The 20,667-nt window shown below is 66.7% G+C and carries 27 protein-coding genes; 13 read left to right on the top strand and 14 right to left on the bottom strand.

From position 1 onward, the window contains the following. The first annotated feature begins 153 nt into the window (after positions 1–153). Positions 154–1,110: a GNAT family N-acetyltransferase gene (locus tag QFZ83_RS09385; RefSeq protein ID WP_373457499.1), complete on the top strand. Its 957-nt coding sequence runs from the start codon at positions 154–156 to the stop codon at positions 1,108–1,110. Positions 1,111–1,113: 3 nt separating this feature from the next. Here QFZ83_RS09385 and QFZ83_RS09380 read toward each other — a convergent pair whose 3' ends face one another. From QFZ83_RS09380 to QFZ83_RS09365, 4 genes are all read right to left on the bottom strand, one after another. Then, complete coding sequence (locus QFZ83_RS09380) at positions 1,114–1,896, bottom strand: 3-hydroxybutyrate dehydrogenase (RefSeq protein WP_306878338.1); 783 nt, start codon at positions 1,894–1,896, stop codon at positions 1,114–1,116. 159 nt (positions 1,897–2,055) lie between these two features. Beyond that, positions 2,056–2,805, bottom strand: coding sequence for an acetoacetate decarboxylase (locus QFZ83_RS09375; protein ID WP_307505338.1), 750 nt, complete (start codon positions 2,803–2,805; stop codon positions 2,056–2,058). A gap of 72 nt (positions 2,806–2,877) precedes the next feature. Beyond that, a complete protein-coding gene (locus tag QFZ83_RS09370) occupies positions 2,878–4,008 on the bottom strand; it encodes a patatin-like phospholipase family protein (protein WP_373425065.1) in 1,131 nt (376 codons plus the stop codon). Positions 4,009–4,163: 155 nt separating this feature from the next. Next, positions 4,164–4,613 carry a CHRD domain-containing protein gene (locus QFZ83_RS09365; protein ID WP_307505333.1) on the bottom strand — a complete coding sequence of 150 codons (450 nt, stop codon included), beginning with the start codon at positions 4,611–4,613 and terminating at the stop codon, positions 4,164–4,166. Between the two features lie 116 nt (positions 4,614–4,729). On the opposite strand from QFZ83_RS09365, the gene QFZ83_RS09360 reads away from it, so the two are divergent. Beyond that, positions 4,730–5,281, top strand: coding sequence for a DUF924 family protein (locus QFZ83_RS09360; RefSeq protein ID WP_307505331.1), 552 nt, complete (start codon positions 4,730–4,732; stop codon positions 5,279–5,281). A gap of 135 nt (positions 5,282–5,416) precedes the next feature. On the opposite strand, the gene QFZ83_RS09355 is transcribed toward QFZ83_RS09360, so the two are convergent. Next, the gene (locus QFZ83_RS09355) at positions 5,417–6,340 is read right to left on the bottom strand and encodes a YihY/virulence factor BrkB family protein (RefSeq protein WP_307505328.1); all 924 of its coding nucleotides are present in this window, start codon (positions 6,338–6,340) and stop codon (positions 5,417–5,419) included. A gap of 82 nt (positions 6,341–6,422) precedes the next feature. Between QFZ83_RS09355 and QFZ83_RS09350 the strand changes: the two genes are divergently transcribed. Genes QFZ83_RS09350 through QFZ83_RS09335 form a run of 4 tightly spaced genes read left to right on the top strand, consistent with a single transcriptional unit; the run spans position 6,423 to position 9,183 of the window. Further along, the gene (locus QFZ83_RS09350; protein ID WP_307505326.1) at positions 6,423–7,013 is read left to right on the top strand and encodes a chromate transporter; all 591 of its coding nucleotides are present in this window, start codon (positions 6,423–6,425) and stop codon (positions 7,011–7,013) included. Between the two features lie 58 nt (positions 7,014–7,071). Further along, positions 7,072–7,671 carry a chromate transporter gene (locus tag QFZ83_RS09345; protein ID WP_307505323.1) on the top strand — a complete coding sequence of 200 codons (600 nt, stop codon included), beginning with the start codon at positions 7,072–7,074 and terminating at the stop codon, positions 7,669–7,671. A gap of 49 nt (positions 7,672–7,720) precedes the next feature. Beyond that, the gene (locus tag QFZ83_RS09340) at positions 7,721–8,686 is read left to right on the top strand and encodes an aldo/keto reductase (protein ID WP_013542085.1); all 966 of its coding nucleotides are present in this window, start codon (positions 7,721–7,723) and stop codon (positions 8,684–8,686) included. A gap of 14 nt (positions 8,687–8,700) precedes the next feature. Further along, the gene (locus QFZ83_RS09335) at positions 8,701–9,183 is read left to right on the top strand and encodes a DUF3237 domain-containing protein (RefSeq protein ID WP_307505320.1); all 483 of its coding nucleotides are present in this window, start codon (positions 8,701–8,703) and stop codon (positions 9,181–9,183) included. Here the strand turns inward: QFZ83_RS09335 and QFZ83_RS09330 are convergent. After that, positions 9,180–9,701: a GNAT family N-acetyltransferase gene (locus QFZ83_RS09330; protein WP_306878350.1), complete on the bottom strand. Its 522-nt coding sequence runs from the start codon at positions 9,699–9,701 to the stop codon at positions 9,180–9,182. The genes QFZ83_RS09335 and QFZ83_RS09330 overlap by 4 nt on opposite strands. A gap of 42 nt (positions 9,702–9,743) precedes the next feature. Here QFZ83_RS09330 and QFZ83_RS09325 point away from each other — a divergent pair, with 42 nt between their 5' ends. The 3 genes from QFZ83_RS09325 (at position 9,744) to QFZ83_RS09315 (ending at position 11,945) form a co-directional block, all read left to right on the top strand. Continuing rightward, positions 9,744–10,343: a helix-turn-helix domain-containing protein gene (locus tag QFZ83_RS09325; RefSeq protein ID WP_013542088.1), complete on the top strand. Its 600-nt coding sequence runs from the start codon at positions 9,744–9,746 to the stop codon at positions 10,341–10,343. 101 nt (positions 10,344–10,444) lie between these two features. Further along, positions 10,445–10,615 (top strand): hypothetical protein, encoded by a 171-nt coding sequence (locus QFZ83_RS09320; protein WP_013542089.1) that lies wholly within the window; start codon positions 10,445–10,447, stop codon positions 10,613–10,615. Positions 10,616–10,745: 130 nt separating this feature from the next. Next, positions 10,746–11,945, top strand: coding sequence for an NAD(P)/FAD-dependent oxidoreductase (locus QFZ83_RS09315; protein ID WP_307505317.1), 1,200 nt, complete (start codon positions 10,746–10,748; stop codon positions 11,943–11,945). 10 nt (positions 11,946–11,955) lie between these two features. Here QFZ83_RS09315 and rlmB read toward each other — a convergent pair whose 3' ends face one another. From rlmB to QFZ83_RS09295, 4 genes are read right to left on the bottom strand one after another with little or no spacing between them, the layout of a single operon-like run. Continuing rightward, a complete protein-coding gene (gene rlmB, locus QFZ83_RS09310; protein WP_307505315.1) occupies positions 11,956–12,702 on the bottom strand; it encodes a 23S rRNA (guanosine(2251)-2'-O)-methyltransferase RlmB in 747 nt (248 codons plus the stop codon). Between the two features lie 42 nt (positions 12,703–12,744). Next, on the bottom strand, positions 12,745–13,725 hold the full coding sequence (locus QFZ83_RS09305) for a hypothetical protein (RefSeq protein WP_307505313.1): 981 nt from the start codon (positions 13,723–13,725) through the stop codon (positions 12,745–12,747). A gap of 4 nt (positions 13,726–13,729) precedes the next feature. After that, positions 13,730–14,233 (bottom strand): ribosomal protein L7/L12, encoded by a 504-nt coding sequence (locus tag QFZ83_RS09300; protein ID WP_307505309.1) that lies wholly within the window; start codon positions 14,231–14,233, stop codon positions 13,730–13,732. Between the two features lie 51 nt (positions 14,234–14,284). Further along, positions 14,285–15,007 (bottom strand): ABC transporter ATP-binding protein, encoded by a 723-nt coding sequence (locus QFZ83_RS09295; RefSeq protein ID WP_306878360.1) that lies wholly within the window; start codon positions 15,005–15,007, stop codon positions 14,285–14,287. 81 nt (positions 15,008–15,088) lie between these two features. Here QFZ83_RS09295 and QFZ83_RS09290 point away from each other — a divergent pair, with 81 nt between their 5' ends. Next, the gene (locus QFZ83_RS09290) at positions 15,089–15,685 is read left to right on the top strand and encodes an arylesterase (RefSeq protein ID WP_307512668.1); all 597 of its coding nucleotides are present in this window, start codon (positions 15,089–15,091) and stop codon (positions 15,683–15,685) included. Between the two features lie 80 nt (positions 15,686–15,765). Here QFZ83_RS09290 and QFZ83_RS09285 read toward each other — a convergent pair whose 3' ends face one another. The 3 genes from QFZ83_RS09285 to QFZ83_RS09275 form a co-directional block, all read right to left on the bottom strand. Then, on the bottom strand, positions 15,766–15,969 hold the full coding sequence (locus QFZ83_RS09285) for a hypothetical protein (protein ID WP_013542096.1): 204 nt from the start codon (positions 15,967–15,969) through the stop codon (positions 15,766–15,768). 69 nt (positions 15,970–16,038) lie between these two features. Further along, positions 16,039–16,998 carry a hypothetical protein gene (locus tag QFZ83_RS09280; protein ID WP_307505306.1) on the bottom strand — a complete coding sequence of 320 codons (960 nt, stop codon included), beginning with the start codon at positions 16,996–16,998 and terminating at the stop codon, positions 16,039–16,041. Between the two features lie 15 nt (positions 16,999–17,013). Further along, a complete protein-coding gene (locus QFZ83_RS09275; protein WP_307505302.1) occupies positions 17,014–18,207 on the bottom strand; it encodes a PLP-dependent transferase in 1,194 nt (397 codons plus the stop codon). Positions 18,208–18,322: 115 nt separating this feature from the next. Here QFZ83_RS09275 and QFZ83_RS09270 point away from each other — a divergent pair, with 115 nt between their 5' ends. The 3 genes from QFZ83_RS09270 (at position 18,323) to QFZ83_RS09260 (ending at position 20,124) form a co-directional block, all read left to right on the top strand. After that, complete coding sequence (locus QFZ83_RS09270; protein WP_013542099.1) at positions 18,323–18,664, top strand: DUF5713 family protein; 342 nt, start codon at positions 18,323–18,325, stop codon at positions 18,662–18,664. Between the two features lie 65 nt (positions 18,665–18,729). Continuing rightward, a complete protein-coding gene (locus tag QFZ83_RS09265; protein ID WP_307505297.1) occupies positions 18,730–19,596 on the top strand; it encodes an AraC family transcriptional regulator in 867 nt (288 codons plus the stop codon). A 63-nt stretch (positions 19,597–19,659) separates the two neighbouring features. Then, positions 19,660–20,124, top strand: coding sequence for a VOC family protein (locus QFZ83_RS09260; RefSeq protein WP_307505295.1), 465 nt, complete (start codon positions 19,660–19,662; stop codon positions 20,122–20,124). A gap of 11 nt (positions 20,125–20,135) precedes the next feature. On the opposite strand, the gene QFZ83_RS09255 is transcribed toward QFZ83_RS09260, so the two are convergent. Beyond that, positions 20,136–20,660, bottom strand: a complete 525-nt coding sequence (locus QFZ83_RS09255) for a phosphoribosyltransferase (RefSeq protein WP_013542102.1) — start codon at positions 20,658–20,660, stop codon at positions 20,136–20,138. Between the last annotated feature and the right edge of the window lie 7 nt (positions 20,661–20,667).

Here is a 20,667-nt window from a genome sequence, read left to right as displayed (position 1 = left end):
AGTGGGGAGTTAGGGACAGACCCAGCCTGGGGGGCTCTGGTGCTGTCGTGGGCAACCCGCGATTTTAGGGTTTTCGAGCATGTCTGTCGCTACAAACATCCAGTGACCGGGCTCTAATGCGGCCTCCATTGGTTGCCAAAGTCAATCAATAAAATGACAATGGCAACCATGTCTACGCCCTCGCCCACCATCGACGTTGCCGCCGTCAAGGCCATCCGGCAGTTCAATCGCTTCTACACGCGCCGGATCGGCGCCCTCGATCCGTACCTCGGTAGCGCCATGTCGCTCACCGATGTGCGGGTGCTGTACGAGCTGGCGCACCGCGAAACAGCGGTCGCCAGCGAGATCGGCCGCGACCTCGGGCTCGATGCCGGCTACATGAGCCGCATCCTGCGCCGCTTCGAATCCGAGGGCTGGCTCACGCGCGAGCCCCATGCGCGGGATGCCCGGCAAAGCGTGCTGCGGCTGACCGAGGCCGGCCATGCCGCATTCGCGCCGCTGCAACAGAAATCTCGCGAAGAAGCCGCCGCTTTGCTCGCCCCGCTTGCCCCGGCTCAGCGAAATCAGCTGGTGCAGGCGATCTCCACGATGCAATCGCTGCTCGATCCGGCCGCCGCGCCCGCCAAACCCCAGGCCGCGATCCTGCGCGACCCGGCGCCCGGCGACATCGGCTGGGTGGTGCAGCAGCACGGCGAGATCTACGCGCGCGAATACGGCTGGGACAGCAGCTTCGAGGCGCTGGTGGCGCAGATCGCGGGGGAGTTCCTGCTCAAGTTCCAGCCCGAATGGGAGCGCTGCTGGATCGCCGAGCTCAACGGCGAGCGCATGGGCTCGATCTTCGTGGTGCGCAAGTCGGCCGGCGTGGCGCAACTGCGCTTGTTGATCCTGTCACCTGCCGCGCGCGGACTGGGCTTGGGCGGCAAACTGGTTGACGAATGCATCGCCTTCGCACGCCGCAAGGGCTACAAGAAGATGACGCTGTGGACCAACAGCGATCTCGTGGCCGCGCGCGCCATCTATGCCAAGCGCGGCTTCCAGCTCGTCAAGTCGGAGCCGCACGAGAGCTATGGAAAGCAGCTCGTGGGCGAAACGTGGGAGATGAAGCTCTAGCGCCTATTGCATGAACCAGCCGTGGCTCACGACGAGCGACTGGCCGGTGAGCGCATTCGTCGGGAAGCCCGCGAACAGCAGCGCGACGCGCGCCACGTCCTCGGTGGTGGTGAATTCGCCATCCACCGTTTCCTTGAGCATCACGTTCTTGATGACTTCCTCTTCGCTGATGCCCAGCGTCTTGGCCTGCTCGGGAATCTGCTTCTCGACCAGCGGCGTGCGCACGAAGCCCGGGCAGATCACGTTGGCGCGCACGCCATGCTTGGCGCCTTCCTTGGCGACCGTCTTGGCCAGGCCGATGAGCCCGTGCTTGGCCGTGACGTAGGGCGCCTTCAGCAGCGACGCTTCCTTCGAGTGCACAGAGCCCATGTAGATCACGCTGCCGCCGCGGCCCTGCGCGTACATGTGCTTCAGGCACGCCTTGGTGGTGAGGAACGCGCCGTCCAGGTGAATGGCGAGCATCTTCTTCCAGTCGGCAAAGCTGAACTCCTCGACCGGATGCACGATCTGGATGCCGGCGTTGCTGATCAGGATGTCGATGCCGCCGAAGGCCTTCGCGCCCTCTTCGACCGAGGCGTTGACCTGGTCTTCGTTGGTCACGTCGACCGCCACGCCTACGGCCTGTGCGCCCGTGGCCTTGAGTTCGGCGGCCGTCGCGTCGGCGGCTTCCTTGTTGAGGTCGGCAATGATGATCTTGGCGCCCTCCTGTGCGAAGAGGATGGCGATTTCCTTGCCGATGCCGCTGGCCGAGCCGGTGATGTAGGCGACCTTGTCCTTGAGTTGCATGGTGAATGTTCCTTGAGGGTTGGAGAAATTGGGGAAAAGACGGCTACGCCGCGATCCATTCGGGAGACACGGCGGAACCGGCTTTGCCGGGCCGTAGGTGTCGCCCCCGGCGAGGGGGGTGGAGAAGCGACACGAAGTGCGCGCAGCCTGGGGGTGTGCTCATTTCAAGTAATCGTGTTCGACCGTGCCCAGCGCCAGCGTCATGTCCGCGATGTAGTGCACCGCAGATTCGACCTTCAGCACCGGCAGGTCGGCCACCGGCGCGAGCGCATGCGGATGCAGTTCGAGCGAGGCCGGCGCGGTCCACGCGCCGTGCAGCGTGACATCGGCCATGTGATAGCGCACCAGCTCGCAGATGCGGGCCGTGCCGTCGACGTGCGGAATGATCTTGAGCAGGAAGTTCGGCTGCGCGATGCCTGCAAGGATCGGCGCGGGGTCGAGTGCGCGGTGCTTGAAGCCCATCGTCGCCTTGGCCACGCGCACCTTGCCGTAGTCGAGCGTGCCGACGATCACATCGGTCTCGTAGTCGAGCGTCGGCGAGGCGAGCTTTTTCGGAAAGCCCCAGAGCTCGCGGCCGCCGGCGATCGGCGGATGGTCGTTCAGGTACATCGCATGCACATACGCGCCCTTCTCCACGCCCTTGGCGGTACGCAGTTGCACCGGAATGACCTGGCCCGATTCGGTGTAGTCGCCGAAGCCGGTGGAGTCGGGCATGCGGATGAATTCGTACTTCACCAGCGGCTCGACCACTTCGAGCGGTTCGGGCACCACGGCGCGCAATGCGTCCATGTCGGTGCGGTAGGTGACGATGAGAAATTCGCGGCGCATGAACCGGTACGGTCCGGGCGGAAAGGCGGGGCTGGTGAGCGGCATGGCGAAAGCCTGCCGCCGTACATCTTCAATGTTCATGAACATTTCCTCCTGGTGAAGTGACCGATCCAGTCTCGCGCTGGTTTCTTAGTCGAGGCTGAATCGCCTTCTTCAGCGCGACAGGCCCGGCCGCTTGACCCGGCCCGCGCCGTGCTCGCCGAGGTCGAAGGTCGTCACGCCGTTGACGGTGGCGTCGGCGCGCAGGGTCTCCGGATGGGCCAGCGTGGTGCGCATGTCGCGCGCGCCCGACTCCCAGTGTTCCTCGACCGCGGCGCGCGAGAACTCATAGTCTTTCGATTCGAGCTCGTAAGGCTTGTCGCGGTAGATCAGGTGAAAGATGTCGATGGGCTCGTGCGTGAGCTGCGACTGCACCGCGAGCACGCTCGGGTCCTTGCGCAGGTTGGCCGGCAGCTTGGTGATCAGGTCGGCAATCGCTTGCTGCAGGTTCATGTTCGCGGCCATCGCATCGGTGTTCATGCGGGTGCGGCTCGAATAGGTGATGTCCTTCTGCCGCTCCATCACGCCCGCCATGTTGTGCGGCATTTCGCCGCGCGCATTGAACAGGTCGACCTGCAGCACCACCAGGGGTTCGTTGCGCGGATGGATGTCCAGCACGTATTGCAGCGGCGTGTTCGAGACGATGCCGCCGTCCCAGTAATCGTCGCCGTCGATGTGCACCGGCGCAAAGCCCGGCGGCAGCGCGCCGCTGGCCATGATGTGCTCGGGGCCGATGCGCTGGCGCGTGTTGTCGAAGTACACCGAGTTGCCGGTGCGCACATTTACCGCGCCCACGCTGAAGCGGGCCTCGCAGGCGTTGATGCGGTCGAAGTCGATGAGGCGCTCGAGCGTGGCCTTCAGCGGCGAGGTGTCGTAGTAGCTCAGGAGCGGCGCCGCACCACCCATCAGCAGGGCCGGCGAATAGCGCGGCTCGAAGAATCCCGGAATGCCGACCAGCGAAGCCATCGCCGCGCTGTATTGGTTCTGCGTGGCCCGATCACCAAACCATGAGGGCAGGCGCTGCGAAGGCCCGGAGGACACGAGGTGCCAGAACTCGCGCAGCCTGTCGACCCGGTGCTCGGGCGCGTTGCCCGCGATCAGCGCTGCATTGATGGCGCCGATCGAGACGCCGGCGATCCAGTGCGGCTGCAGTTCGGTCTCGCTGAGCGCGGCATACACGCCGGCTTGGTAAGCACCGAGCGCCCCGCCGCCCTGCAGCACCAGGGCCTTGCGGGCCTGGCGCATGTCTTCGCGACGCGAAGCGAAAGGGTTGAGGGGCTGGGTGGATGCCGCACGGGCTTTCTTCTGAGGGGGCGTCGTCATGCATTCATTTGACACCACGCCCGCGACCGCAACCTGACCGGAGGCCTAAGTCCCCGGTGCCCTCCGCCGACAGAGGGTCACATCTTCGGCAGCATCTGCCCGCGGATCTCGCCACCCGGGTTGGCCGCGGTGTGGATGTTGGCGTACCACTTGCCCGCGACCAGGTCGGCCGCCTGCGCCGGCGTGAGCGTGGCCTGGCCTTCGATCGGGCTGGCCGCGTTGGCGAACGGCAGCACCACGCCGGCATTCGCGCCGGCGGCGGCAGGACCGTGGAAGTGCGCCGCAGTGGCCGGGCCGCTGAGACCCGTGTAGGTGATCTTGTACTTGAGGACGTTGGTGTCCCGGTTGAGCCAGGCCTCGGCCATGCCGCTGCCGCGCGTCATGTTGGGCGGGACTTCGCTGGCCGCGTTCATCGCGCCGCTGAAGCTGGCGGTGTTCGACTTGGACATCATCCCGCAGCCGACCAGCGCAGCGCTGGTCACACCGGTGATGAGGGCTGCGCGCAAAAAAGTGCCGTATCGGGTCATGAGCTTGTCTCCTGAAGTTGTGAAAGCTTCCACAGCATAGGCAGCACCCGCGTCTCGTCATGTCGGCCACCGCCCCGTCTTTGCAGGTGCGCCACAGAGTGAAAGAGAATGCAACGATGACCTCCCAAGCCCTCCCTGCCGCCCGCGAAGTGGTCGATTTCTGGCGCGAAGCCGGTCCGTCGCGCTGGTTCGCCAAGAGCGATGCGTTCGATGCCGAATTCCTCTCGCGCTTCTCGGATGCACACCAGGCCGCCGCCCGCGGCGAACTCGATCACTGGACCGACGATGCCGAAGGCACGCTCGCCCTTCTGGTGCTGCTCGACCAGTTGCCGCGCAACGCCTGGCGCAACAACCCGCACATGCTCGCCACCGACGGCCTCGCACTGGCCGTGGCGAAGAAGGCGCTCGCCGCGGGCTTCGACCAGCAGTTCGAAAAGGAATTGCGCCCCTTCTTCTACCTGCCCTTCATGCACTCCGAAGTGCTGGCCGAACAGGAGCGCTCGGTCGAACTCAATGCGGCGCTCGACGCCAACACGCAGCGCTTCGCCGTGCTGCACCGGGACATCGTCGCGCGCTTCGGCCGCTTTCCGCACCGCAACCGGATGCTGGGGCGCAGCACGACTGCGGAAGAACAGAAGTTCCTCGACGAAGGCGGCTTCGCCGGTTGATCCAATGAGCGCTCAGAAGGTGTGAAGAAACCGTAGCGAGCGGTTCGAGCTTGCATCGAGGACCGGAGCCGTACTCTGTACGGTGAGGACCGCAGGTGCGAGATCGGACCGCGCAGTAGGTTTATTCACGCCTTCTCAGGTGTCGTTGTGCGCCAGGGGCACGTCGCGCGTCGGCGACGGGTTGGCATCGGGCAGGCCCGCCTTGTCCTTCATCGAGCCGTAGGTGCGCGCGTAAACCCAGGTGAACTCGGCGCCCAGCAAGAAGATCTGCGCCGAGTAGTACACCCACACCAGCACCACCACCAGCGAGCCCGCGGCGCCGTAGCCCGAGGCCACGCTGCTCTTGCCGATATAGAGGCCAATGAGGTGCTTGCCGACCGTGAAGAGCAGCGCGGTGACCGCCGCGCCCACCCACACGTCGCGCCACTGCACCTTTGCGCGCGGCATGATCTTGTAGATCATCGCGAAGATCACCGTCACCATCACGAAGCTGAAGACGAAGTTCACCACCTGCGCCAGGCTCTCCCACGCGCCGAACATCGGCGACCACCATTTGCCCAGCGCCGCCAGTGCCGCGCTGGCCACCAGCGACACCATGAGCAGGAAGCCGATGCCCATGATCATGCTGAACGACAGGAGCCGCACCCGCAGCAGGTTGAAGATGCCCGAGCTCTTGGTGCGTGCCGGTGCGCGCCAGATGCGGTCGAGCGCGTCCTGCAATTCGCCGAAAACCGTGGTCGCGCCGACCACCAGCAGGCCTATGCCGATCACCGTGGCCACGATGCCCTCGGTCGGCTTGTTGACCGCCTGCAGCATGCCCTGCACCGCCGCTGCGCCCTGCGCGCCCATGAGGCCCGAGAGCTGCGCGAAGATCTCGCCGCGCGCGGCCTCCTGGCCGAACACCAGGCCCGCCACTGCGATCACGATCAGGAGCAGCGGCGCGATGGAAAACACCGTGTAGTACGCCAGCGCAGCGCCCATGCTGGGGGCGTAGTCGTTCGACCACGATGCGAAGGCCCGTTTGCAGAGATCGAAGAGCGCGCGGATTTGCATGAGCATGGAATTTCCCTGTTGAACCGGCCGGGTCATGTCGGCGCGATGCCCGGCATGTTGCAGGCCTGCCTACGATAATCGCATCCACATGCAAGCGCCCCTCTCCGATGCGGCAACGCCGCAAGACACGCCACAGCCCCGGTCGCCACGCGACCTTTTTGCTTCATTCACCTGGCTCGCGCTGCAGGGCTTCGGCGGTGTCCTCGCCATCGTCCAGCGCGAGATGGTCGAGAAGAAGAAGTGGCTCACACCCGAGCAGTTCCTCGAAGACTGGGCCGTGGCCCAGGTGATGCCCGGGCCCAACGTGATCAACCTCGCCCTGATGATCGGCGACCGCTACTTCGGGCTGCGCGGCGCCGTTGCAGCGGTAGCGGGCATGCTGACCATTCCCCTCGTCGTGATCCTCGCGCTGGCCGTGCTCTATGCGCACTACGCCGGCAACCCGCAGGTGGCGGCGGCGCTGCGGGGCATGGGGGCGGTGTCGGGCGGGCTGATCGCCGCTACGGGCATCAAGCTGATTCCGCAATTGCAGAAGCACCCGCTGGGCTTTCCGGTCTGCCTCGCGTTCATGGCGCTGGTGTTCGCGGCGATCGCGGTGTTCAAGGTGCCGCTCGGCTGGGTGCTGCTGGTGGTCGGCGGCGTGGCCTGCGTCTGGACCTGGAAGAGGATCGCCCCATGAGTGCGCGCCGGGCCGCCCCCAGCAAACTCGCACCGCAGCCGAAGGCGGAGGTTTTCGAATGACCATCGCGATGCAATGGCACGACTGGCTCGCTCTCTTCGGTCAGTACCTGCTGCTCTCGCTGCTGTCGATCAGCGGCGCCATCACCACGGTGCCCGACATGCACCGCTACCTCGTCGCCCAGCACGGCTGGCTCACCGATGCGCAGTTCAGCTCGTCGGTCGCCATCGCCCAGGCGGCGCCCGGGCCCAACGTGCTGTTCGTAGCGCTGATGGGCTGGAACGTCGGGCTCAATGCGGGCGGCGGCATCGGCGCCGGGCCGACGGCGTGGCTCCTCGGCCTCTTCGGGCTGATGGTGACCATGCTCGGCATCATGGTGCCGAGCACCACCCTCACCTACTTCGCCACCCGCTGGGGCCACCGCAACCGCACGCGCCGCGAGGTGCGCGCCTTCAAGCAGGGCATGGCGCCGGTGGTCGTCGGCCTTCTCATCGCCACCGGCTGGGTGCTGGCCGCGGGTAACCATGCCGGCAACGCGCCTGCCTGGCACCTGTGGCTCTTGACCGGCGTGGCCGCGCTTATCGTCTGGCGCACGCGCGTCCACCTGCTCTGGCTGCTGGGCGCGGGGGCGCTGCTCGGCGCCGTGGGCTTCGTCTGATTTCTTCCCTCCATTTGCCTTCCATCTGTCTTCTTCAGGAAACCTCGTCATGTCTCAATTTCGCCCGCTCGGCCGCTCCGGCCTCCTGGTTTCGCCGCTCGCCTTCGGTGGCAACGTGTTCGGCTGGACGGTCGACGAGGCCGCCTCGTTCAAGCTGCTCGATGCTTGGCTCGACGCGGGCTTCAACTTCGTGGACACCGCCGACGTCTACTCGGCCTGGGTGCCGGGCCACACGGGCGGCGAGTCGGAAACCATCATCGGCAAGTGGCTCAAGCAGAGCGGCAAGCGCAACCGCGTGGTGCTGGCCACCAAGGTCGGCAAGCCGATGGGCGAAGGCAAGGTGGGCCTCGCACCCAAGTACATCCGCGAAGCGGTCGAGGCGTCGCTCAAGCGCCTGCAGACGGACCACATCGACCTCTACCAGTCGCACGACGACGACGCCAACACGCCGCTCGAGGAATCGCTCGGCGCCTTCGATGCGCTCATCAAGGAAGGCAAGGTGCGCGCCATCGGCGCATCCAACTACACGGCGCCCCGGCTGGCCGAGGCGCTGGACGTGTCGGAGCGTCTGGGCATTGCGCGCTACGAGAGCCTGCAGCCGCTCTACAACCTGTACGACCGTGCCGTATTCGAAGACGAACTGGAGCCGCTGTGCGTGAAGCGCGAAGTGGGCGTGATCAACTTCTACGCGCTCGCGGCCGGCTTCCTGACCGGCAAGTACCGCACCGAAGCCGATGCCTCGAAGAGCGCGCGCGGCGCCAACACCACGAAGAAGTACCTGAACCCGCGGGGCCTGCGCATCCTCGATGCGCTCGACAAGGTGGCGCAGCAGTACAACGCCAAGCCGGGCCAGGTCGCCATTGCATGGCAGATCGCACGGCCGGGCGTGACGGCGCCGATCGCCAGCGCCACATCGATCGCGCAGCTCGAAGAGCTGGTGGTCGCCACGCAGTTGAAGCTCGACGCAGGCACCATCGAAATGCTCGACCGCGCGAGCGCAGAGACGGCCGCCTGAACCGTACCTCAGCGATGAGCAGCAACATCTTCGATTCGATCGCCGCGCCCACGCTGGAGCACTTCGCTGACCTGCGCGTGCAGGTGGGCGTGCCGCAGGTGCTGGGCCAGAGCGCGCGCGGGCTGCGGCGCATCGTGCCCATCACGGGCGGCGAGGCGTCGGGCCACGGCTGGCGCGCACGCGTGCTGCCGGGCGGCAGCGACTTTCAATTGATCGTGAGCGACACGCTCTCCGAACTCGATGCGCGCTATGGCCTCGAGACCGACGCGGGCGACCTGATCTATGTGCAGAACCATGCGGTGCGCTCGGCTGCGCCAGAGGTGATGGCGAAGCTGTTGCGCGGCGAGCCGGTCGATCCGGCAGAGGTCTACTTCCGCTGCAACCCGCGCTTCGAGACGGCCTCACCTGCGCTGCGATGGATCAACGAGCGCATGTTCGTCGGCGCCGGTGTCAGGCACCCGGCCGAAGTCGTGATGCGATTCTTCGCGCTCGCCTAGCCGTCGACCGGGTTCAGCGGGGTCGCAAGAATCCGCTGGTAGAACGCCACGTCGAGCCAGCGGCCGAACTTGAAGCCGGCCTGCCGCACGGTGCCCGAGTGTTCGAACCCCAGCCGCTCGTGCAGGCCGATGCTGCCCGCATTCGCAGCGTCGATGGCGCCGACCATCACATGCACGTCCCGCGCGATCGCCTCGGCAATGATCGCTTCCATGAGCGTGCGCCCGAGCCCCGCGCCGCGATGGCCGGCCTCGACGTACACCGAGTGCTCGACCGTGTACTTGTAGGCCGGAAAGGCGCGAAAGCTGCCGTAGCTCGCAAAGCCCAGCAGCTTGCCGTTCTCGTCCTCCGCGCCGATCACCGGGAAGCCGTTGACGCGCTTGGTGGCGAACCACGCGACCATGTTCTCGGGCGTGCGCGGCTTGTAGTCGTACAGCGCGGTGGAGGTGACGATGGCGTCGTTGAGGATCGCGAGGATGGCGCCGGCGTGGGCTTCCTCGGTGCAGGTGATGAGGCGCATGGTGCTTCTCTGTCGTTCAATATAAGAGAATAATAATCTCATATGAGAAACGAATCACCCCCGCCCAGCGAAGCCCCCGGCCACCTCGACGCCCTCATCGCGACCCGGCTGCTCGCGCTGCGGCAGGCCAAGGGACTCAGCCTGGCCGAGCTGGCCGAGCTGTCGGGCGTCAGCAAGGCCATGATCTCGAAGGTGGAGCGGGCACAGAGCAGCCCGACGGCCGTGCTGCTGGGCCGACTGGCGGCGGGCCTTGGCGTGTCGCTGGCGCAACTGCTCACCGAGGAAAAGGAAAAGGAAGCGCCCCAGCGGCTTCGCACGAAGGCGATGCAAGAAGTCTGGCGCGACCCCGAGGCGGGCTATTTGCGCCGCCAGGTGGCCGAGCGCGGCGCGACGGGCAGCGGGGTGGAACTGGTAGAGGTCGAGCTGCCGCGTTCGGCGCAGGTCGGCTATCCGCGATGGAGCGGCAAGCCCTATCGCCAATGCCTGTGGATGCTCGAAGGCGCGCTGCGGGTGGACTACGGCGACGAACGCTTCGAACTCGCGCCCGGGGACTGCCTGGACTTCGGCGTGGACCGGCCCCTCGTCTTCAAAGCGCTCGGGCGGACGGCCTGCCGCTACCTGCTGGTCGCGTCCGCGGACTAGCCTTGCGGTAGGCACCCTCCCACACAGAGAGGCGGTCGGCGCTGGTTCGAGGTGTTCAGCGCATCGGGATACTGCAAGCATCTCAGATACCGGAGGACATGATGTCTTTTGCGCTTTACATGATCGGTTTCCTGATCTTCCTGGGCGGCGTTGCCTGGGGTGCTTCAGTGGCTGGCGTTCCCACGCTCTACATCGGCATCGGTGCGCTGATTCTTCTGGGCATCGGCATCTTCAGCGCGGTGGGCCGCACGCGCAGCAAAGACCCATCCTGACGCGCCGCGGCTGCGGGGTTCACACAGCCTTCACGCCGCGCGCACATCGCCCGCATACCCCCCGCACATGGCGTAGCTAACTTCGCACGCGCACCACAAACCGTGGTGCGCATTGCCAAGTCAGCTGCCCATGCACTCCTCTTCCTGCTTCTTCTCCCCGCTCTCCACCTCATCCACGGCGCCTTGCCCGGCGCCGGTCGCCACGAGCGGCGGCCTCGCCAACATCAAGGTGGACCTGCTCGTCGTCGGCGCGAGCTTCGCGGGCCTCGCCTGCGCCCGCGCCGCGGCGCTCGCCGGACTCAGCGTGATGGTGCTGGAGAAGAAAACCAGCGCCGGCGCCAAGCTCCACACCACCGGGATCATCGTGAAGGACGCAGTCGACAGCGTCCCCTGGCTGGCGGAAGTGCCGCGAGAACTGGTCCGGCGCATCGAAGGCGTGCGGCTCTATGCGCCGAACATGCGGCACGTTGACCTGCACGCACCCGGCTACTGGTTCTGGGCCACCGATGCACCCGCGCTGCTCGACTGGATGGTCGATTCCGCCCGGGCCTGCGGCGTCGACGTGCGGCTCGGCACGCTCTTCGAGCAGGCGCTCTGGATGAACGACCGCTGGGAAGTCCCGGTGACGCACGGCCCCTGCATCACCGCGACCTATCTCGTGGGCGCCGACGGCCCGCATTCGCGCGTCGCCAAGGCGCTGGGCCTTTCGCGCAACACGCGCTTTCTCTACGGTGTCGAGCATGAATACCAAGGCGCCCGCATGGCGCCGGACCTCCTTCACTGCTTCATCGACCGCCAACTCGCCCCTGGCTACATCGGCTGGGCGCTCGACGGCGTGGGCGTGAGCCAGATCGGCCTGGCCCGCCGCCTGGGCCACAACGATGCGAACGCGCTGCGGCTAGCGCCGTTCCTCAAGAAGATCGAATCGGTGGTGTCGCCGGGCGATGCACCGCCGGTCGCGGTGCGCGCCGGAATGATTCCCTGCGGAGGGGTGCTACCGGTCGTAGCGCGCGAACGGGCGTTGCTGGTGGGCGACGCGGCGGGCATGGTGTCGCCGGTCACTGCTGGCGGCATCCACACGGCGCTGCAGCACGGCGAGCGTGCGGGCGAGGCGGTAGCGCGCTTCGTGCGCGGCGAGGTGGGCGACCCGGCGACGTGGTTCGTTCGCAGCTACCCGCGCTTCCTGCTCAAGCGCTCGCTGCGCTGGGCCTTCGACCACTTCCAGAGCGACTGGATGTTCAATCACCTGTTGGGCACGCCGCAGATGCGGCGCATGGCGGAACTCGTCTACTTCCACCGCAAGGGCGGGCCGCTTCCGAAGAAGGGCTAGCGGGAGTCGATCAGGCGCTGCGCTGGCGCATCGCCTCGTAGAGGCACACGCCGCTGGCCACCGAGACATTCAGGCTCTCGACCGCGCCGGCCATCGGGATGCTCACCAGTTCGTCGCAGGTCTTGCGGGTCAGCTGGCGCATGCCGTCGCCTTCGGCGCCCAGCACGAGCGCCAGGGGGCGCTTCAGGTCGCTCTGGTAGATCGTGCCGGGTGCGTCGTCGCTGGTGCCCACGCACCAGATGCTGCGCTCCTTGAGTTCATTCATCGTGCGCGCGAGATTGGTCACCATGAAATACGGCACCGTCTCGGCCGCGCCGCTCGCCACCTTGGCCACGGTGGCGTTGATGCCGGCCGCATGGTCCTTGGGAGCGATCACCGCATGGGCGCCGGCGCCGTCTGCGACGCGCAGGCACGCGCCCAGGTTGTGTGGATCGGTCACGCCGTCGAGCACCAGCAAGAGGGGCACGGTGCCGGCCTCTTCAAGACCCTCAAGCAGTTCGTCGAGCGAATGGATTTGCGCGGTGGGTTCGACCCGCGCCGCCACACCTTGGTGGCCGTGGCTGCCGGCGAGCTTGGCGATGCGCAGGCTGTCGGCCTCGACCAGCCGCACACCGGCTTCTTGCGCGCGCGCGATGAACTGTTTCATGCGCGCATCGCGCCGGCTGGCATCGAACAGAACCTCAAGCACCGATTTCGGCGCGGTCTTGATTCGCACGCCCACGGCATGGAAGCCGAAGATCACTTTGGGGGAAGACATGCCCCGATTATCCCTACCCCCGGGGATCGCCCCTCGGGCCCCTCAGGCGATCGGCAGACCGCTGAGCGCGCGCGTGCGCTCGTCATGAAGTTCCTGCACCGCCTGCGCGTTCGGATGCACGCGCCCGGTGTTGCCCACGCTCTCCAGGTACTGGCAGGCGGCGTGGCCTTCGGCGGCCTTTTCGTATTGCGCGATCCAGGCGTCGCGCACCGGCAGCTTCTCGGGCGACACAGGCCACACGCCCGGCTGCGGCCGGATGTGCTCGCCGATGCCGATGCGCCAGGGCTTGGCGCTCAGCCGGGCGCGAAAGCAGTTCTGGTTGCGGCACATGCGCGCGTAGACCTTGTCCACGCCCAGCGCCTGGAAGCAGTCGGCCACCGTCATGTCGGTCGGACTGAAGACATCGTGCATCGCCAGCAGGCGAAAGCCCGCAGGCGTTCGGTACACCCGCAGGTGCCAGTCGGGATGTTGGTGCAGGAAGCGCCCGATGCGCTCGGCCGCGCGCTTTTCGGGCGCGGGGTTCGTGCTGGCCTCCCCACGCTTCTTGGCCAGGCCGATGCGGTAGGCGACGATGAAGACCACGATGGCGGCGATCAGCCCGCCCACCCAGGTCTTGGCCGTCCAGCCGCCGACGATGCCCGCAATCAGCGCCGGCACCAGTGCAAAGCCGAACACGCTGGTACGCAAGGGTTCGTCGAAATCGATGTCGACGAACATCACGTCGGGCGTGTTGAGGCAGCGTGCGCCGTAGCCGTTGCGGGTGACGACGCTCTCGCCCTGCCGCTCGACGATTTCCTCGCGGATCGGCATGCCGTCGGCGCCGTTGTAGGCCACCTTGCGTTCGCGGCGCTCGAGCGTCTCGCCGCTCGTGATGCGATCGAAGGCTTCGCGGGTGCGCTGGTCGGCGTGCGCCTGCGCGGCCAGCGGGCTGTCATCCGACCAGCCGTAGCGCCGCACGGTGATCTGCTTGCCGTCCACTCGCTCCTGGATGCGGCCTTCGGCCCAGTACTGGGGAACGATCATCGCCTCAGGCGCCCTTCACGAAATACAGCCAGGCCAGCACCACGACCAGCACCACGATGACGATGGGCAGCAACTTCGAGCCCCCTTGCGACACCCGCCCCGGTTCGGCCATCGGATTCGTCGGAATGCCCGACGGCAAATGCCCGAAATCGCCGGCCGCCGGATTCTGGTGGTTCTCGACCAGTTGCTTGGCCTCGGCCAGCCCAAGGCCCGTGGCTTCGCGCGTGAGACGAACCGCCTCGATCTTGTTGCCCTTTGCCAGGGCAGCGAGCGCAGCCGACGGCACCGCGGCGGGCCCGTTGCCCTGCATGCCCGCGCCCTCGGGTTCGCCGCGGCCCCAGTCGCCCTCCTGCCAGTCGGCCGGCGTGCCCTCGCCATTGGCGTAGCGCTCGACGGCCTCCTTGGACGACTTGAGGTCCATGCCGGTCTTGTCGCGCACGATCTTGATCGCCTCGATCAGGCTGCCGCGCTGCAATGCCGCAATGGCTTCGGGTGGAAGCTTGTCCATGGACCTCTCCTCGGGTTGTTTGTTGTTGTCTCTTCGCCGCGTCTTCGACGTTCAGGCGGCCTGTTCGACCGTCGAGACCGGCGTCTTCTCGTTGAGCGACACGCGCCCGGCCTCGATGGTGATGCGGCGCTCGCAGCGGGACGCGATGCCGCGGTCGTGGGTGACCAGCACCAGCGTCGTGCCGAGTTCGCGGTTCAAGTCGAACATCAGCTTCATCACCTGCTCGCCGGTCGCGAAGTCCAGGCTGCCGGTGGGCTCGTCGGCCAGCAGCAGGGCCGGCTGGACCACGAAGGCCCGCGCGAGCGCCACGCGCTGCTGCTCGCCGCCCGACAGCACCTTGGGATAGTGGCCCAGGCGCTGGCCGAGGCCCACGCGGCCGAGCATCTCGGTGGCGGCCTTGCGCGCATCCTTGCGGTTGGCCAGCTCCAGCGGGAGCATCACGTTCTCGAGGGCGCTCAGGTTGCCGAGCAACTGGAAGCTCTGGAACACGAAGCCCACGCGCTGCGCGCGCAAGGCGGCGCGTTCGTCCTCGTCGATGGCGAAGATGTCGTCGCCCGCGAGCTTGACCGTGCCGCGCGTCGGCGTATCGAGCCCCGCGATGATCGACAGCAAGGTGCTCTTGCCGGAGCCCGAGGCGCCGACGATGGCGGCGGTTTCCCGCGCGCCGAGGGTGAAATGGATGTCCTGCAGAATGTCCAGCGTGCCGGCCGAATCGGTGACGGACTTGAAGACATGCTCGACGGCGACAATGGCATCAGACGGGGGTTGGGACATGGAAAGGCTTTGGTTTTGAATCGACGTGACTTTATCTTGACCACCGCCGCACTAGGCGGTGCGGGCAGCGCGGGAACATGGATGGCCGCGGCGCACGCCCAGTCGACCGCAACCGGCAAGCCGGTCATCCTGGTGCTGGGCGATTCGCTGAGCGCAGAGTACGGCTTGAAGCGTGGCGAAGGCTGGGTACCCTTGCTGGAAAAAAGGCTTGCCCAGCAGAAGATCGCGGCCACCGTGGTCAACGCCAGCATCAGCGGCGACACCAGCTCCGGCGGACGCGCCCGCTTCCCCGCCCTGCTCACACAACACAAGCCCAGCCACGTGGTGGTGGAGCTCGGCGCCAACGATGCGCTGCGCGGCCTTCCGCTCTCGGACACCGAGGCCAACCTGCTGCAGATCACCAAGGCCGCGCAGGCCGCGGGCGCGAAGGTGCTGATCGTCGGCATCCAGGTTCCGCCGAACTACGGCGGCGACTACACGCGGCGCTTCGAGGCGGTGTTCTCGAAGGTGGCGGGCGCGAGCAAGTCGGCGCTCGTTCCCTTCCTGCTCAAGGGCGTGGCCGATGCGCCCAATGCGATGTCGCTGTTCCAGGCCGACCGCATCCACCCGACGGCCGTGGCGCAGCCGCAGTTGCTCGACAACGTCTGGCCCGAACTGCGCAAGCTGCTGCCCAAGTAAATCGGGCGGCGCGCGAAAAGAAAAAAGCCGCCGCAGGCGCAGGCCTGCGGCGGCTTTTCGATGGGAACGCCAGGAGCGAATCAACCGTTCTTGGTGGGCAACTCGGGCACTGTGGGAGGATCGCGTTCGAGCGATGCCACGTCGGTTTCCGGGTCTCCGGGAGCCAGTCCGTCGCTGCTCGGGCTGAGCTTGCGATATTGCTTCTCGCGGAGCTTTTCTTCCTTTTTCTTCTTCTTGGCCAGCTCTTTCTGGCGCTTCTCGTAGCCGTAATTTGGTGTTGCCACTGCTTCTCCTTGAGGCGAGACAGTCACGGTGACTGTGCGTCGCCTACTGTAAGCGATAACGGTGCAGTCTCAAGGCGTGGCGCCGGGGGCCGTTTCGAACTCGAACACACCTTGCAAACCGGGGTAACGCTGGTGCATGAACCAGCCCATCGCACCCGCGCCGACGAGCATGGTCATGACCATCGCGAACACCATCCATCCGATATGTTCGCCCAGCGGCCAGAGGAAGATCACGCCCAGCACCGGCACCAGTCCGCCGAGGGACGACAGCCACATCCAGCGCCTCGGGGCGAGCATCGGCTCCCAGGTCTGCGGATCGATGCCGGCATCGATGAACACCTCCGCATCGAAGCGCAGGCGCGGCCGGGGCTGGGTGGCCAGATGCAGCAACAACGCGCGCAGCAGCGCGGCCCGGTTGCGAAAGCGAAGGACGCGGCCGGTGTCGAGGGTCAGCGCCAGCGGGAGCCGGATCTCCCTGGGCTCGCCGCCCCGCACCGCCTGCTGGAACACCAGCCGCTTGACGATGGCTTCGCTCGATGCGAACTCGGTCTTCACGTCATGGAAACCCATGCGCGCACGGCACACCTCGCGCCATGCCACGGCCTGCGGTGACGCCGGATCGCCCCAGCGCATTCCTTGCGCGTCGATCCGCAGCATCGTCCCCTTGCCCACCCGCGAAAACTGGCGCAGCAGATACCAGATGCCGCCGCCCAGCAGCCCGAACAACGCCAGTCCGAGAAGCACGAGGATCGCCTTGTTGCCGCGCGCATTGGACCAGTCCTCCTGCAGCACGGCACCGGCGACGAGTACCGCAGCCATCAACACGAAAAACGCCACGAGGCCACCGATCAGGAGCCGTGTCCCGCACAGGTCCGGCACGCCTTCCAGCGGACCCGACTGTGCGAGCGACTCCAGCACCTGCGCGGGCACGGTCAGCACCCGCGGCGCAACGACTTGCGACGCGGGCGGCACCACCTCGCGCGCAGCACGCGGCGCGACGTGCCGGCTCTTGCGATTTTTTTTGCCCACTGCGCGCAGCAGGCCTTACATCTGCCCCAGCGCCTGCTGCAGGTCGGCTCGCAGGTCGTCGACGTCTTCCAGCCCGATCGAAAATCGCACCAGCGTGCCCTTGTAGGGCCAGCGCGCCACGCTCGCATCGCGCATCAGGCCGATGTCGTAGGGCACCACCAGGCTGATCGGGCCGCCCCACGAATAGCCGAGGCGGAAGAGCTTCAGGCTGTCGCAGAAACGGTCGACCTGCTCGGTGCTGTAGCGCTCGTCGAACACCACTGAGAACAGGCCCGCGGCCAGGTCGGTGGCGCCGCACAGCGCCCGCCAGTTGGCGTGGCCGGGCGAATCCTCCAGCGCGGGGTGCAGCACCTGCGCGATCTCCTCGCAGCCGTTGAGCCAGCCGGCCAGTTCGCGCGCCACACGGTCGTGCGCCGCATAGCGCAGGCCGATGCTCGGCAGCGAGCGCAGCAACGTCTCGACATCGCCCACGCCGGCGCCGAAGCCGATGCGCATGTGCGAGAGCTTGAGCGCGCGGTGCAGCCGCTCGTCGTTGGTGACCACGCTGCCCATCAGCACGTCGCCGCCGCCGCTCGGGTACTTGGTGAGCGCGTGCACCGAGATGTCGACGCCCTGCCCCGTGCCGTTGAAATCGAAGGGCGCGAAAGCCAGGCCGGCGCCCCAAGTGTTGTCCAGCGCCGTCACCACGCTGCGCGAGCGGCAGACGTCCACGAGCGCGGGCAGGTTCGGAAACTCCATCGTGACCGAACCCGCAGCCTCCAGCCACACCAGCCGCGTGCGATGCGAGATCTTGGCTTCCAGATCGGTCGGATTCATCGCGTCGTAGAGGCGATGGGTGATGCCAAAGTTGGCGAGCTCGCCGGTCGCCAGCGCCTTGTTGGGGCCGTAGGCGTTGTCGGGAATCAGCACCTCGTCGCCGGTCTTCAGGAACGCGAACGAGACCAGCGAGATGGCCGCCAGGCCGCTGGGCACCAGCAGGCATTCGGTGCCGCCTTCGAGCGTGGCCAGGCGCTCCTCGAGCGTGAACGTGGTCGGCGTGCCGTGCAGGCCGTAGGTGTAGCCCGCCTTGGTCTTCCAGTCGCGTGCGCGCATGGCGGCCACGTCGGCAAAGAAGACGGTCGATGCCTTGAACACGCCGGGCTGCGGCGCGGCGAAGGTGGCCGGCGGGGTGTAGGGATGGTGGATCAGGGTCGTCGAAGGCTTGCTCATGTGCCGATGCTAGCGCGCCCGTCACACGCGGGGAAACCGGGCGCCCTAGACTCGCGGCCTCGCGACCTCGCGCTTTTGCGAACCACGCCGCACACCCCTCACCAGGAGCCCGTCGATGCCGATCACGAACCCGCAGTTGCAGAACCACCCGTTCCTTCAGGACATGTACCGCGACGCGTACTTTCCCGACTTCCTGGTGGACAAGTGCAAGCAGATCCTGGTCGAACTCTGCGAGGCGATCGAGGCCAAGAAACCATCCGACGACGCCGGCCTGCTGAAGCTGACGCACGCCGCCACGAATCGGTTCAACGACCTGGTCGAGGAATTCGAAGAGAACGACAGCGAACTGGAAACAGGCGCGCGCGAAGCCATTGGCGCGGACTTCGAGACCATCGTCAGGGCCTACGGGTTCGTCGATGTGGACATCGAGGATGTGATCGCCACGCGCGACTGGTAAGTCGGGCGGCGCCATCGCACAATCCGCCCGATGGGCCACAGCCTGTTCCCACCGGGGTTCGCAGCATGCAGCTGACGCGCCACCCTCCTTCCCATCTGCAGCCATTCGTCAAGCTGCTGTGGGCCTCCGCACCCGAAGGCATGCCGACCGAACGGCCGGGCGCGCGCGAGCATGTGCTGCCAACCGGCGGCATGCACCTGGTGTTCCGCCTGTCGGGTCCGCCGCTCAAGCTGTTCGATAGCGCCGACGACACACGCGGCCAGACCTGCGGCTACGCGATCGTCGGTGGCGCACGCGCCGCCTCCTACATGCGCGACGTTTCGGTGGTCACGCGATCCGTCGGCGCGCAACTTCAGCCCGGCGCCGCGCGCGCCCTGCTCGGTGCGCCCGAGGACGCATTGGCCAGCCAGCACACGCCGCTCGATGCGCTCTGGGGCGCGCGGCAGACCGATGCCGCGCTCGAGCAGGTTCATGCCGCAGGCGACCTCGAAAGGCAGCTGAACGTCTTCGAAGCCCTGCTCGCCGAGCGAGTCATCGACGCGCTCGGTGCCGGCCTGCACGGCCTGCATCCAGCCATCGCCGCAACACTCGGACCGCTGGCCCATGAGAACCCTTCGATCGCCGGGCTGGTGACGCGCAGCGGCTACAGCCACCGCCGCTTCATCGCGCTTTTCCGCGGCGCGATCGGCCTCAGCCCCAAGGAGTACGCACGCGTGATGCGTTTCGACCGCGCGCTAACGCTGGCAGGCGACCCCGCGCAAAGCTGGGCCGAGATCGCGCTCACCGCCGGCTACAGCGACCAGGCGCACCTGAGCCGCGAGTTCTCCGCGCTGGCGGGCATGCCGCCGCAGGCGTGGCGGCGGACCGGGGCCACGTCGCCGCGGCATGTGCCCGCGGGCACGACAACAGGTCAAATTCGTTCAAGACGCTAGCGGCGCGGCAGCCCAGAATCGGCGCCGCGACAACAGCTTTCCTCCTCTCGAAAGGCAACCATCATGGCAATCCACGAACTGTTTCCGTACCTCTGCGTCGACGATGCCGGCGCGGCCATCGACTTCTATTGCGAGGTGTTCGAAGTGAAGGAGATCTTCCGCCTCACCGAGCCCAGCGGGCGCATCGGCCACGCGGAACTGGACTTCCACAACGGCGCGATCCTGATGATTTCGGACGAGTTCGCCGAGTACAACATCCGCAGCGCCAAGACCCTGGGTGGCAGCGCGGTGACGCTGCACCTGCATGTGGACGATGCGGATGCGGTGGTGGCGCGAGCCGTTGCGGCCGGCGCGACGCTCGACATGGCGCCGCAGGACCAGTTCTACGGCGAGCGCTCCGGGGTTTTTCGCGACCCCTTCGGCCATCGCTGGAACGTGGGGCACAGCATCGAAAAACTGACGCCGGAAGAGATGCAGCGGCGCTACACCGCGATGCTCACTTCCGGCAACGGATCGTGCGGGGCCTGATCAGGGCTTGATCAGACCGACCACTTCTCGAGCAGCTTCTCGGCGCCGAGCGAGTCGTAGCCCTCGAAGGGCTGGTGGATCCAGGGATTGGTCGCCAGGTACTCGACCGAGTAGTCGGGCGTGAAGGTCGACAACGCCTTGGTCCAGATCACCGCGCTGCGCAGCTCGGTGATGGGCTTGTAGTTGTTGCGCAGCATGTCCATCACGGCATGCAGGGTGTGGCCCGAGTCGGCCAGGTCGTCCACCAGCAACACCTTGCCGGCGATCTCGCCCTTGGGCGTGGTGATGAAGCGGGCGATGTCAAGATGGCCCTGCACCGTGCCGGCATCGGCGCGGTACGAACTGGTCGACATGATCGCCAGCGGCTTGTCGAAGATGCGCGAGAGCACGTCACCCGGGCGCATGCCGCCGCGCGCGAGACACAGGATGGTGTCGAACTCCCAGCCCGACTGGTGCACCTTGATCGCGAGCTTCTCGATCAGGTTGTGGTACTCGTCGTAGCTGACGTAGAGATGCTTGCCGTCTTCGGTCAACATGGTCTGT

Origin of the sequence: Variovorax sp. W1I1 (genome assembly GCF_030815625.1) — a bacterium.
GTDB classification, from domain to species: Bacteria; Pseudomonadota; Gammaproteobacteria; order Burkholderiales; family Burkholderiaceae_C; genus Variovorax; species Variovorax paradoxus_C.
The sequence above is the reverse complement of the archived record's forward strand: the minus strand, read 5'-3'. Positions and strand labels throughout refer to the sequence as shown.